Annotated in this window: 11 protein-coding genes; 9 read left to right on the top strand and 2 right to left on the bottom strand. The window is 67.8% G+C overall.

The genetic code is table 11. The annotated features are described in order from the left end of the window. Nucleotides 1-77 precede the first annotated feature (77 nt). Both H9654_RS12495 and H9654_RS12500 read left to right on the top strand, forming a co-directional pair. Nucleotides 78-2,303 (top strand): S9 family peptidase, encoded by a 2,226-nt coding sequence (locus H9654_RS12495; RefSeq protein ID WP_191771100.1) that lies wholly within the window; start codon nucleotides 78-80, stop codon nucleotides 2,301-2,303. A 103-nt stretch (nucleotides 2,304-2,406) separates the two neighbouring features. Further along, on the top strand, nucleotides 2,407-4,206 hold the full coding sequence (locus H9654_RS12500; RefSeq protein WP_191771101.1) for a DUF885 domain-containing protein: 1,800 nt from the start codon (nucleotides 2,407-2,409) through the stop codon (nucleotides 4,204-4,206). 88 nt (nucleotides 4,207-4,294) lie between these two features. On the opposite strand, the gene H9654_RS12505 is transcribed toward H9654_RS12500, so the two are convergent. Continuing rightward, entirely contained in the window at nucleotides 4,295-4,759 is a 465-nt protein-coding gene (locus H9654_RS12505; RefSeq protein ID WP_101099492.1) for a hypothetical protein, read from the bottom strand. Nucleotides 4,760-4,947: 188 nt separating this feature from the next. Here H9654_RS12505 and H9654_RS12510 point away from each other — a divergent pair, with 188 nt between their 5' ends. The 4 genes from H9654_RS12510 to H9654_RS12525 all read left to right on the top strand — a co-directional run bounded on the left by H9654_RS12510 (nucleotide 4,948) and on the right by H9654_RS12525 (nucleotide 7,553). Next, the gene (locus H9654_RS12510; protein ID WP_191771102.1) at nucleotides 4,948-5,196 is read left to right on the top strand and encodes a hypothetical protein; all 249 of its coding nucleotides are present in this window, start codon (nucleotides 4,948-4,950) and stop codon (nucleotides 5,194-5,196) included. Between the two features lie 125 nt (nucleotides 5,197-5,321). Continuing rightward, complete coding sequence (locus H9654_RS12515; protein ID WP_191771103.1) at nucleotides 5,322-6,239, top strand: bestrophin family protein; 918 nt, start codon at nucleotides 5,322-5,324, stop codon at nucleotides 6,237-6,239. Between the two features lie 24 nt (nucleotides 6,240-6,263). Further along, a complete protein-coding gene (gene hemB, locus H9654_RS12520) occupies nucleotides 6,264-7,253 on the top strand; it encodes a porphobilinogen synthase (RefSeq protein ID WP_042613203.1) in 990 nt (329 codons plus the stop codon). Nucleotides 7,254-7,286: 33 nt separating this feature from the next. Continuing rightward, nucleotides 7,287-7,553, top strand: coding sequence for a gas vesicle protein GvpG (locus tag H9654_RS12525; protein ID WP_191771104.1), 267 nt, complete (start codon nucleotides 7,287-7,289; stop codon nucleotides 7,551-7,553). Between the two features lie 96 nt (nucleotides 7,554-7,649). Here the strand turns inward: H9654_RS12525 and H9654_RS12530 are convergent, their stop codons facing one another. Beyond that, nucleotides 7,650-8,516: a TolB-like translocation protein gene (locus H9654_RS12530; protein ID WP_191771105.1), complete on the bottom strand. Its 867-nt coding sequence runs from the start codon at nucleotides 8,514-8,516 to the stop codon at nucleotides 7,650-7,652. 67 nt (nucleotides 8,517-8,583) lie between these two features. On the opposite strand from H9654_RS12530, the gene aroE reads away from it, so the two are divergent. The 3 genes from aroE to dinG all read left to right on the top strand — a co-directional run bounded on the left by aroE (nucleotide 8,584) and on the right by dinG (nucleotide 12,014). Next, nucleotides 8,584-9,426: a shikimate dehydrogenase gene (gene aroE / locus H9654_RS12535; RefSeq protein ID WP_191771106.1), complete on the top strand. Its 843-nt coding sequence runs from the start codon at nucleotides 8,584-8,586 to the stop codon at nucleotides 9,424-9,426. Between the two features lie 2 nt (nucleotides 9,427-9,428). Next, on the top strand, nucleotides 9,429-9,782 hold the full coding sequence (locus H9654_RS12540) for a hypothetical protein (RefSeq protein ID WP_191771107.1): 354 nt from the start codon (nucleotides 9,429-9,431) through the stop codon (nucleotides 9,780-9,782). Between the two features lie 156 nt (nucleotides 9,783-9,938). Then, complete coding sequence (gene dinG / locus H9654_RS12545; protein WP_182656408.1) at nucleotides 9,939-12,014, top strand: ATP-dependent DNA helicase DinG; 2,076 nt, start codon at nucleotides 9,939-9,941, stop codon at nucleotides 12,012-12,014. Nucleotides 12,015-12,140: the final 126 nt, after the last annotated feature.

A 12,140-nucleotide genomic window follows, 5' to 3' on the forward strand; every position in this document is an offset into this window, starting at 1 on the left:
GCCGGACCACGCCCGGCGCTTCCGCGCATGCGGCGGCGCCGGGTTAGGATTGGGGCAGCCGTATACCGGAACCTTTCATGCGCCACCTGTTCGCTGCCCTTGCCCTGATGCTCGCTACCGCCACCACCGCCCACGCTGAAAAACTCACCCTGGAAGCCATCACCGGCTCGTTGCCGCTGTCCGGCCCGACGTTGATGAAGCCCAAGGTGGCACCCGATGGATCGCAGGTCAGCTTCCTGCGTGGCAAGGACAGCGACCGCAACCAGCTGGACCTGTGGACCTACGATATCGCCAGCGCGCAGACCCGCCTGCTGGTGGATTCCAAGGTCGTCCTGCCCGGCACCGAAACGCTGAGCGATGAAGAAAAGGCACGCCGCGAGCGCCAGCGCATCGCGGCCATGACCGGCATCGTGGATTACCAGTGGTCGCCCGATGCGCGCAGCCTGCTGTTCCCGCTCGGTGGCGAACTGTATCTGTACGACCTGGGCAAGCAGGGCAGCGCCGCCGTGCGCCAGCTGACCCACGGCGAGGGCTTCGCCACCGATGCCAAGCTGTCCCCGCGCGGTGGCTTCGTCAGCTTCATCCGCGCCCGCAACCTGTGGGTGATCGACCTGGCCAGCGGCCAGCAGCGCCAGCTCACCGGCGACGGCAGCGCGACCATCGGCAACGGCGTGGCCGAGTTTGTGGCCGACGAGGAAATGGACCGCCACACCGGTTACTGGTGGGCGCCGGACGATTCGGCGATCGCCTTTGCCCGCATCGACGAAAGCCCGGTGCCGGTGCAGAAGCGCTACGAGGTCTACCCCGACCGCACCGATGTCGTCGAACAGCGTTACCCGGCCGCCGGCGATGCCAACGTGCGCGTGCAGCTGGGCGTGATCGCGCCGGCGCTGGACGCACAGCCGCGCTGGATCGACCTCGGCAAGGAGGCGGACATCTACCTGGCGCGCGTGGACTGGCGCGATCCGCAGCACCTCAGCTTCCAGCGCCAGAGCCGCGACCAGCGCCAGCTGGAGCTGGTGGAAACCACGCTGGCCGACGGCCGCCAGCGCGTGCTCGCCCGTGAGACCAGCAAGACCTGGGTGCCGCTGCACAACAGCCTGCGTTTCCTTGATGACGGCAGCCTGCTGTGGTCGTCCGAGCGCACCGGCTTCGAACACCTTTACCGCATCGACAAGGCCGGCAAGGTGCACGCGCTGACGGCGGGTGACTGGCCGGTGGATGAGCTGCTGGCCGTGGATGAAAAGGCCGGGCTGGTGTTCTTCCGCGCGGGCATGGAATCGGCGCGCGAGAGCCACATCTACAGCGTGCCGCTGCAGGGTGGCGCGCCCAGGAAACTGTCGCCGTCCGCAGGCATGCATACGGCCAGCTTTGCACGCAACGCCAGTGTCTACGTGGACAGCTGGTCGAACGCCAACACGCCGCCGCAGATCGAACTGTTCCGCGCCAACGGCGAGAAGATCGCCACCTTGGTGGAGAACAACCTGGCCGATCCAGCGCATCCCTATGCGCGCTACCGGGACGCACAGCTGCCGGTGGAGTTCGGCACGCTGACCGCTGCCGATGGCCGCACGCCACTGAATTACAGCGTGATCAAGCCGGCCGGCTTCGATGCCGCCAAGCGCTATCCGGTGGCGGTGTACGTGTACGGCGGTCCCGCTTCGCAGACCGTCACCAACGCCTGGCCGGGTCGCGGCGATCACCTGTTCAACCAGTACCTGGCGCAGCAGGGTTACGTGGTGTTCTCGCTGGACAACCGCGGCACCCCGCGCCGTGGCCGCGACTTCGGCGGCGCGCTGTATGGCAAGCAGGGCACGGTGGAAGTGGCCGACCAGCTGCGCGGCGTGGAGTGGCTGCAGAAGCAGCCGTGGGTGGACCCGGCGCGGATCGGTGTGCAGGGTTGGTCGAACGGCGGCTACATGACCCTGATGCTGCTGGCCAAGGCGTCCAACCGCTATGCCTGCGGCGTGGCCGGTGCGCCGGTCACCGACTGGGGCCTGTATGACACCCACTACACCGAACGCTACATGGACCTGCCGGGGCGCAACGAAGCGGGGTACACCGAGGCACGCGTGCTGACCCATGTCGATGGCCTGCGTTCGCGCCTGCTGCTGATCCATGGCATGGCCGATGACAACGTGCTGTTCAGCAATTCCACGGTGCTGATGAGCGCGCTGCAGAAGCGCGGCCAGCCGTTCGAACTGATGACCTACCCGGGCGCCAAGCACGGCTTGTCCGGTGCCGACGCGTTGCACCGTTATCGCATTGCAGAGGATTTCCTCGGCCGCTGCCTGAAGCCCTGATCGTCCGGCATGGGCTGCCGCCCGCCCTCGTGACCTCCGGCGCATTGCCGCCCCGGCCATGAATGCGTAGGGTGCTGGCATTGCCCGCATCCTGGAGTGTGTGATGAAGCCGCTTGTCCTTGCCATTGCCCTCGCGTTGGGTGCCGCCCCGCTGCTGTCCACCGCTCCGGCCCATGCGGCCCCGGCCGCCGCGTCCAAAAAGCCCGCCGCGGCCCCGGCCTGGGTGGCGCGCAGCAACCAGCTGGCGCAGATCCTGCTGGATGCGCAGGGCCCGTTCCAGCCGGAAAGCACCGGCTTCTTCGGCGTGCCCGGCTACGACGACAAGGTCGCCGACCTCGGCCCGGACAACGCCAAGCGCTATCGCGAAGCGATGACCCAGGCGCGCGGTGAACTGCAGGCAAAGCTGGCCAGCGAGAAGGACCCCAACGTCCGCCAGGACCTGGAGATCATGATCGGTGCGGCGAGCGAAAGCATCGAAGGCAGCACGCTGGGCGAGCAGTACTTCCTGCCGTGGAGCGACGCCCCGCAGACCATCTTCAGCGGTCTGAACCTGCTGCTGTCCGACCAGGTGCCGGCCGAGCGCCGCGCCAAGGCGGTGGATCGCCTGAAGGCTTACGCCGGCCTGCAGCCGGGCGGTACGCCGCTGACCACGCTGGCCCGCCAGCGTTACGAAGAACGCCTGTCCAACAGTGCGCTGCTGCAGCCGACGAAGATCGAAGTGCAGCAGTCGCTGGACAACGTGGAGACCTACATCAGCGGCATCCAATCGCTGCTGCAGAAGTACAAGGTCGCCGGTGCCGAGGAGGCGATGAAGACCCTCGCCGGGCAGCTGAAGGACTACGCGGCGTGGACGCGCAGCACGGTGCTGCCGAAGGCGCGCGAAGACACCCGCCTGCCCGCGCCGGTGTATGCCTACCAGCTCAAGCAGGTCGGCATCGACATCGACCCGAAGCTGCTGATGCAGCGCGCCCAGCTGGAATTCATGGAAACCCGTTCGGCGATGCGCCAGCTGGCGCCGCTGGTGGTGCAGGCCAAGGGCCTGAAGGTCAGCGACCCGACCGATCCGGTCGCAGTGATCCGCGCGCTGAAGAAGGAAACCATCGCCAACGACCAGCTGGAAGGCCATTACCGCAAGGTCATCGATGCGATCGATCCGCTGATCCACGAACACCAGATCGTCGATGTGCCGCAGCGCGCGATGCAGATGCGGCTGGGTTCGGCTGCGGAAAGCGCGGCCAGCCCGGCCCCGCATTTCCTGCCGGCACCGCTGGTCAACAATACCGGGCAGCAGGGCACCTTCGTGCTGCCGCTGGGCAACCCGGCGGCCGGCGAAGGCGCGCAGTACGATGATTTCAACTTCGGTTCCGCCGCCTGGACGCTGAGCGCGCACGAAGGCCGTCCCGGCCACGAGCTGCAGTTCACCGCGATGGTCGAGCGCGGTGTCTCGCTGGCGCGCACGATGTTCGCGTTCAATTCGGTCAACGTCGAAGGCTGGGCGCTGTATGCCGAAGCGGAAATGGTGCCCTATGAACCGCTGGACGGCCAGCTGATCGCGCTGCAGTTCCGCCTGCTGCGCGCCGCGCGCGCGATGCTGGACCCGATGCTCAACCTGGGTCTGATCGAACGCGCCGACGCCGAGCGCGTGCTGATCGACGAAGTGAGCCTGTCCAAGGCGATGGCCACCCAGGAACTGGACCGCTACACCGTGCGCATGCCTGGCCAGGCCGGCAGTTACTTCTACGGCTACACCCGCATCCTGGAACTGCGCATGCAGACCGAGCTGGCGCTGGGCACGAAGTTCGACCGCAAGGCCTTCAACAACTTCCTGCTGGACCAGGGCCTGCTGCCGCCGGACCAGCTGGCCAAGGCGGTCAACGAAGTCTTCATCCCGAAATACCGCTGACCCACTAAAAAGGGGACGGAGGGGATTAAGTCGTTTCTCGCCCGTTTACGGCTGAAGACGACTTAATCCCCTCCGTCCCCTTTTTTGTTCAGCGTGCCGGGATCTGTTGGGCCGGCAGGCGCGGGACGGGCGCCGGGTTGGGCACCCAGATCGCCACGCCGGCCGCCTTGCGCTGGGTGGTCGGAATGCCGATGCCCACGCCACCGCCGACGCGCGAACCGTAGCTGCCGGCACCCACCGACATGCCCACCGGCGAGCCGCTGGAGCCCACGCCCATCAGGATCACGCCGTTGGCGCCGAGCGCGGCAGCATCGCGCTTCAGGCGCGCCACGGCCGCGTCGGTCTGGCCCTGCGTGCCGAAGCCCACCGCACTGGACGATTCCAGCTGGGCGATCTCCACCGAACCGGCCGGCGGGGTGGAATACACCTGCACCTGGGCAGGGTCGATGGGCGCGCGGGCCTGGCCCAGCATCACCCGCGAGGTGCTGGCACAGCCGGCTACCAGCAGCAGCACGGCGGCAGCGGCGGTCCAGCGGAATGTCGTGGTGGTCATCTTCATGGCTCGAACCCCTGTAGGTAGGCAGCGGATCATCGGTCCATCGATCTGAATCGGCCCCAACGCCGGGGCCCTGCAGGCACGCTAGCACCGCAGCGGTGAGCGCGGCGGCAAGCCCATGCGGGCCTATCCGAGGCCCACGCGAACGGCTATGGTGGGCCCCAATCCATCGGCGAGGAGGGCGTATGGGACTGATCAGTCTGTTGTGGGGCATCGTGGCACTGATATGGATGGTGGTCGCGCTGGTGCCGCTGCTCGGCTGGGGCAACTGGTTCCTGATCCCGTTCGCTGCAGTGGGTGCGTTGATCGCAGCGATCGGCATCCTGTTCACCCATCCCAGCAAGCGCGGCCGGGCCTGGACCGGGCTGATCCTCAACGGCATCGTCATCGTGGTCGGCGTCTTCCGCCTGGGGCTGGGCGGCGGCATCGTCTGAGGCTGCGGTGCGACCCTCGGTCGCAGGTGCGCAGGGAGGGCAGGATGGCAGGCGTACAATGACCAGCCCGAGGGCCGCCCGGCCCTGCCCAGCGCCAGATCGGCGCGCAACGCCCCCGACGCCCCATGATCATCCGCCCACGTCCGCACGGCTGGCAGCTGCTGTACATCCTGCGGGGCTCCATCGTTCCGGCGGTGGCGCCCAAGGTGCTGGCGATCCTGCTGTTGGCCATCGTCGTGTCGGCGGTGGTGGAACTGGGCAACGTGCCGGGCATCGAACGGGTGTCCTCCGCGCCGTTCGCGCTGCTTGGCCTGGTGCTGTCGATCTTCCTCAGTTTCCGCAACAACGCCTGCCATGAACGCTGGTGGGAAGGCCGCAAGCTCTGGGGTCAGCTCATTTTCGAGTCGCGCTCGCTGGCCCGCCAGGTGCAGCAGCTGCTGCCCGACGATGCGCCACGGCGCACGCGTATCGGCCATCTCGCCATTGCCTTCGCGCACGGCCTGGCCGCGCGCCTGCGCGGCGCGGACGAAGCGCAGGCGGCACGCCCATGGCTGGATGCCGACCAGCGCGTGCTGCTGCATGACCGTCGCAACACCCTGGACGCGCTGCTGTCTATGATCGCCGCCGAGCTGGCCGTGCCGCTGCACGCCGGCCGGCTGTCGCCGATCCTGTATGCCCAGCTGGAAGAGCGCCTGCATGCGCTGTCCTCCATCCAGGCCGGCTGCGAGCGCATCCTCGCCACCCCGCTGCCGTTCGCCTACACCCTGTTGCTGCACCGCTGCGCGTGGCTGTTCTGCGTGCTGCTGCCGTTCGGCCTGGCCAGTTCGCTGGGCTGGGCCACGCCGGTGCTGTCGGCGGTGCTGGCGTATGCCTTCTTCGGCCTGGACCAACTGGGCGAAGAGATGGAAGACCCCTTCGGTACCGAGCCCAACGACCTGCCGCTGGATGCGATGGTGCGTACCGTTGAAATCGACCAACTGGACGCGCTCGGCCAGCGCCCGCTACCCGACCCCCTGCTGCCGCGCGACTATCGCCTGCAGTGACCTGATGCCTTGACGGAGCCCCCCATGTCGCACCCCCTGTACCGCCCCCGCCGCATGCGCCGCGATGATTTCTCGCGCCGGATGATGCGCGAAAACACGCTGACCGTGGACGACCTGATCCATCCGGTGTTCGTGCATGAGCATGCTGGCCGCACCGCGATCCCGTCGATGCCGGGCGTGGAGCGCCTGTCCATCGAAGAACTGCTGAAAGTCGGTGAAGCGGCGGTGGAGCTGGGCATCCCGGTGCTCGACATCTTCCCGGTGATCGATCCGGCATTGAAGTCGCTGGATGCCGAAGCCGCATGGGCCGATGACGGGCTGGCGCAGCGTGCGGTGCGCGCATTGAAAGAACGCTTCCCGACGCTGGGGGTGATGACCGACGTGGCGCTGGATCCGTACACCACCCACGGCCAGGACGGCATCATCGATGACAGTGGTTACGTGCTCAACGACATCACCGTGGCAGCACTGGTGAAGCAGTCGGTGTCGCATGCGCGGGCCGGCGTGGATGTCATTTCGCCGTCGGACATGATGGACGGGCGCATCGGCGCCATCCGCCGTGGGCTGGACGAAGCCGGTTTCATCAACACCCGCATCATGGCCTACTCGGCCAAGTACGCATCGGCCTTCTACGGTCCGTTCCGCGACGCGGTGGGCAGTGCCGGCAGCCTCGGCAAGGCCGACAAGAAGACCTACCAGATGGATCCGGCCAACGGTGATGAGGCCCTGCGCGAGATCGCACTGGACCTGGAAGAAGGCGCGGACATGGTGATGGTCAAGCCGGGCATGCCGTACCTGGACGTGGTGCGGCGGGTCAAGGAAACCTTCGGCGTGCCGACCTTCGCCTACCAGGTGAGTGGCGAGTACGCGATGCTGAAGGCGGCCGCGGCCAATGGCTGGCTGGACGAACGTGCCTGCGTGATGGAATCGCTGATGTGCTTCAAGCGCGCCGGCGCTGACGGCGTGCTGACCTATTTCGCGCCGCAGGTGGCGCGCTGGCTGCACGAGCGCTGACAATAGCGGCTTCTGCACGAGGAGAACGGAACGATGGAGATCCTGGGCGTTGGCCACTGGATGATCTGGATCATCGGGGTGGTGGTGTTCGGCGCGCTGATCGTCTGGCTGGCGCTGGCGTCGTTCCGCGAAAAACGGCGTGCACCGGAACTGCCGTCGGCCGCCGCCCACGTATCGCGCGAGCTGCAGCTGCCCGAAGCGGTGCAGGCTGAACTGGCCGCGTTGAACCGGCGCAAGGACGAGGGCCGCATCAGCGAAGCAGAGTACGAACAGGCCCGCGCCAGCCTGCTGGACCGGTAGAGACGGCCGCTGGCCGCCTGCAAGGGGTAGCGACGGCCGCTGGCCGTCTGCTCTTCGCACTGGTGGGTGACGACCGTTGGTCGTCACGCTTCCCCGTCAGCTGCCACACCCGGCCACCGCCACCGTCCGCGGCGCCATCATCCGGTACACATCGCTACCACCCGCGCGTGGCGCGCGTGCGCTGCTGCTCACCAGCAACAGTTCACCCGGCCTGGCCGCATCGACCACCGCTGCATGGGTCATCCCATCGGCCGTATTGAACGACAACGCCACCGGCTGCAACGCCGCCGCGGACCACGCGCAGTCGCTGCGCCACAGCTGGGCCGTGCCCTCGCCGGCACGCGTGAACACCACCGCACCGTCGTTGCCCAACCACTCGCCGTCGGTTTCGTCGGCCGCGCTGTTCAGTGCCTCCAGCGCAACCGCCGGGCCGCGCTTTCCATCGCTTATGGTCGCCAGATGCAGGTCCCAACCGCGTCCCTTGCCGGCCTGCCGCGCGAACAGCAACCGCTGCCCGTCCGCACTCAAGGCCGCACCACGCTCCGCCGTGAGCACCCCGCCCTCCTGCCAGCGCTCCGCTGCGCCGAAGCGACCATCCGCATCGATGGCCACCCGGTACAGCGCCATCGTCCCATCGCGGTCGGAGGCGAACAGCAGCCAGCGCCCGTCGTGGCTGAAGTACGGGTCCAGGTCATCGGCCGTGCTGTTCAAAGCCAGCGGCTGCGGCGCCTGCCAGCGGCCTTCGCGCAGCTCGGCCTGCCACAGGTCCCAGCCACCGCTGCCGCCGACGCGGTCACTGGCGAAGATGATGCGCTGGCCATCCGGGCGGAGGCTGGCGCGGCCTTCCCCGGCCTTGGTCGAGACCACGCCCATGCCTTCGATGCCGAACTCATTCAACGCCATCGCCACGGGGGCGCAGAGTAAACTGGCGGCCACAACCAGCAGGGGCAGGGCAGATCGCATCGTCCAGGTCCAGGCAGTACAGGGAGGCCCAGTGTAGGGCGTCCCCTTCGAACCATCCGAGGATTCCATGACCGATCGCTACGCTGTCTTTGGCCACCCCATCGCCCACTCCCTGTCGCCGGACATCCACGCCGCATTCGGCCGGCAGGAAGGCATCGCGGTGGACTACCGTGCCATCGATGCTGCGCCGAACGGCTTCCTTGCCGCGCTGGAAGCGTTCGCTGCCGAAGGCGGGCGTGGCGCCAATGTCACCCTTCCGCACAAGGAAGCGGCCTTTGCGGTGTGCACCACGCGCACCGCGCGCGCCACCCGTGCCGGCTCGGTCAACACGCTGCTGCGCAAGGGCGATCGCTGGCACGGGGACACCACCGATGGTGCCGGGCTGGTGCGTGACCTCACCGACCGCCACGGCCAGGACCTGCGCGGCCGCCGCGTACTGCTGCTGGGTGCCGGCGGTTCGGCACGCTCGGTGGCGCCCTCGCTACTGGATGCCGGCATCCGCGAGCTGGTGGTGGTCAACCGCACGCCGGAACGCGCCGATGAACTGATCGATGCGATGGGCGAGCCGGGCCGTGCGCTCAGCCGCTACTGGGACGATCTGCACGACCTGGGCGACTTCGAACTGATCGTCAACGCGACCTCGGCCGGCCGTGACCCCAGTGCGTCCTTCAAGCTGCCGCTGTCGCTGGTCAACAGCATGACCACCGCGGTGGACCTGAACTACGGTGATGCGGCGATCGCCTTCCTGGCGTGGGCGCGTTCGGCCGAATGCCGCAACACCGTCGATGGCCTGGGCATGCTGGTCGAACAGGCCGCCGAGAGCTTCCAGCAGTGGCACGAAGTCCGCCCGGACACCGACGCGGTATATGCCGGGCTGCGTGGCAACACGCGCCTCACCGGAGAGGAATGAACATGGAAAGCACCGATCTGCTGATGACCGTGTTGAGCATGGCGGCGGTGCGGCTGCCGGTGCTGATCGCATTGACCATCGGCGTGGTGTGGGTGATGGACGTACCGCGCGGGCCGGTACGCACCGGCGCGCTGGCCGGGCTGCTGCTGCTGGCCGCCACCAGTATGTTCGGCCTGCTGGCTTCGCTGCTGCCGCTGTGGCTGATCAACAGCGGGCAGTACGGATCGATTGCCGGGCTCGGGATGATCCTCAACGGGGTCCATTTCGCGCTGTCGCTGGTCGAAGCCTTCGGCCTGGTGCTGGTGGTCTGGGCACTGACGCGCGCCCTGCGCGGCGGCGTGCCGCGCCCGGCCTGACCCGGCAAGGTCCCTGCGGCAGCGCGGGGACCGGCCCGCAGCGGGCTGACAGGTTCAGCGTCGCCGACCCGGGTGGGCCGGTCCCGCGTGCGACAATACGCAGCCTGATCCCGTACCGGTAATCCTGGCGTGACCGAACCCGTCGCCGTGCCGCGCATGCTTGATGACGCCCTGAAGGATGCAATCCGCAAGGCGTACACCACGCTGCAGGCCAACACCCCCGGCTTTGCCACCCGCCGCTCGCAGAGCCAGATGATCGGCGTGGTGTCGCGTGCGTTGGCCAGGAGCGGCGGCGTGGGCGTGGTGGAGGCACCGACCGGCGTCGGCAAGAGCCTGGGTTACCTCACCGCCGGCGTACCCATCGCCATCGCCACCAAAAAAAAGCTGGTGATCAGTACCGGCACCGTGGCGTTGCAGTCGCAGCTGGTCGAGCGTGACATCCCGAACTTCCTCAAGGCCACCGGGCTGGAAGCCACCGTGGCGCTGGCCAAGGGCCGCACCCGTTACCTGTGCACGCGCAATGCCGCCGAAGCGCAGGGCGAGGCGTCGCAGGGCGGCATGTTCGAAGACGAGCAGCCGTTGTACGACCGGCCGTTGGCCCCGATTGAAATGGACATCGCCGCGCGGCTGACGGTGGCTTTCACCTCCGGCAGCTGGGACGGTGACATCGACAACGCTCCGGAAACCATCAGCCCGGGGCTGCGCGGCCGCATCACCACGCCGGCCTCTGCCTGTGCCGGACGGCGCTGCGCCTATTCGGCGCAATGCGCGGTGCTGCGTTCGCGCAACACCGTGCGCGATGCACAGATCGTGGTCACCAACCACGCGCTGCTGCTGTCAGCGCTGTCCATCGGCGAGAGTGAGAACAACCAGCCGCTGATCGCCGCGCCCTCGGACATGCTGCTGGTGCTGGACGAAGGCCACCACATCGGCAACGTGGCCATCGACCAGGGCGCGGCCAGCCTGGCCCTGGATGACATGGCCAAGCGCGTGGGACGCCTGCAGATCCTGATCGCCGGTGCCTACCGTGCGGTGGACAAGGACCGGCTTGGCAACCTGCTGCCGAACGAGGCCATCGATGTCGCCACCAACGTGGCCAAGCAGCTGCGCGCGTTCCGCGATCACGTCGAAGCACTGTGGATGCCGGCGCCGGCCGACGAAGAACCGATGTGGCGCGCGGCCAACGGGCGCCTGCCCGAGGCCTGGCGCGAGCCGATCGAAGCGCTGGCCGACGACACCCGCAGCCTGTTCAACTGGGCGCACGCGGCCAATGCACAGGTGGCCAAGGGCAAGCAGGACGATCCCGCCCGTGAGCGCCTGCAGCGCAACCTTGGCATGGCGCTGGAAATGGTCGAAGGCCAGTACAACCTGTGGCAGGCCTGGCGCCGCGAAGACAAGGAAGGCGCGCCGCCGATGGCACGCTGGATCACCGCCACGCGCGAAGGCGACCTGGTGTTGCACGGCTCGCCGGTATCGGCCGCGCATGTACTGCGCAAGCTGTTGTGGGACGAAGTGGACTCGGTGGTGATGACCTCGGCCACGTTGACCGGCGGCGGTGATTTCCAGTCACTGGCGATCGACAACGGCATCCCGGAGGACGCTGAAATGGTGTCGCTGTCCTCGCCCTTCGACCTGCCCAACCAGGCCGAGCTGATCGTGCCGCCGTTCCCGGTTACGCCGGATGACCGCGAGGGTCACCCCCGCGAAGTGGCGCGTTACCTCGGCAAGGAACTGGACTGGAAGAAAGGCTCGATGGTGCTGTTCACCTCGCGCTGGAAGATGGAGAAAGTAGCCGGCCTGATGCCTGCCGCCAAGCGCAAGCAGGTGCTGGTGCAGGGCGAAATGTCCAAGACCCGGTTGATCGACGAGCACCTGCGTCGGGTTGCCGCAGGCGAAGGCTCGGTGCTGTTCGGCCTGAACTCATTCGGCGAAGGCCTGGACCTGCCGGGCGAGGCGTGTACCACGGTGGTGATCACCCAGGTGCCATTCGCGGTGCCGACCGATCCGCAGACCGCCACCCTGAGCGAGTGGTTCGAGGCACGCGGGCTGAATGCCTTCAACCTGATCGCCGTGCCGCACGCGCTGCGCACGCTGACCCAGTTCGCCGGCCGCCTGATCCGCACCTCCACCGACACCGGCCGCGTCATCATCCTCGATTCGCGCCTGCTCAGCCGCCGCTACGGCAAGCGCATCATCGACGCACTGCCCCCGTTCAAGCGCATCATCGGCTGACTGTCCCGGCGCAACCGCGGCTGTCGGTAGTGACGGCCGCTGGCCGTCATGCTCCTGCTGTGGAATGAGGCGATAACCTGCTTCGGTAGGTGACGACCGTTGGTCGTCACGCTTCTGCCTTCCGCT

This window comes from Stenotrophomonas lacuserhaii, assembly GCF_014836545.1.
Classification (GTDB): Bacteria; Pseudomonadota; Gammaproteobacteria; order Xanthomonadales; family Xanthomonadaceae; genus Stenotrophomonas; species Stenotrophomonas lacuserhaii.

Coding starts and splice junctions, on each gene's coding strand:
- H9654_RS12505 (WP_101099492.1), bottom strand. CDS start 4,759: ATGACCACCACGACATTCCGCTGGACCGCCGCTGCCGCCGTGCTGCTG.
- aroE (WP_191771106.1), top strand. CDS start 8,584: ATGACCGATCGCTACGCTGTCTTTGGCCACCCCATCGCCCACTCCCTG.
- H9654_RS12525 (WP_191771104.1), top strand. CDS start 7,287: ATGGAGATCCTGGGCGTTGGCCACTGGATGATCTGGATCATCGGGGTG.
- H9654_RS12495 (WP_191771100.1), top strand. CDS start 78: ATGCGCCACCTGTTCGCTGCCCTTGCCCTGATGCTCGCTACCGCCACC.
- H9654_RS12515 (WP_191771103.1), top strand. CDS start 5,322: ATGATCATCCGCCCACGTCCGCACGGCTGGCAGCTGCTGTACATCCTG.
- H9654_RS12510 (WP_191771102.1), top strand. CDS start 4,948: ATGGGACTGATCAGTCTGTTGTGGGGCATCGTGGCACTGATATGGATG.
- H9654_RS12530 (WP_191771105.1), bottom strand. CDS start 8,516: ATGCGATCTGCCCTGCCCCTGCTGGTTGTGGCCGCCAGTTTACTCTGC.
- dinG (WP_182656408.1), top strand. CDS start 9,939: ATGCTTGATGACGCCCTGAAGGATGCAATCCGCAAGGCGTACACCACG.
- H9654_RS12540 (WP_191771107.1), top strand. CDS start 9,429: ATGGAAAGCACCGATCTGCTGATGACCGTGTTGAGCATGGCGGCGGTG.
- hemB (WP_042613203.1), top strand. CDS start 6,264: ATGTCGCACCCCCTGTACCGCCCCCGCCGCATGCGCCGCGATGATTTC.
- H9654_RS12500 (WP_191771101.1), top strand. CDS start 2,407: ATGAAGCCGCTTGTCCTTGCCATTGCCCTCGCGTTGGGTGCCGCCCCG.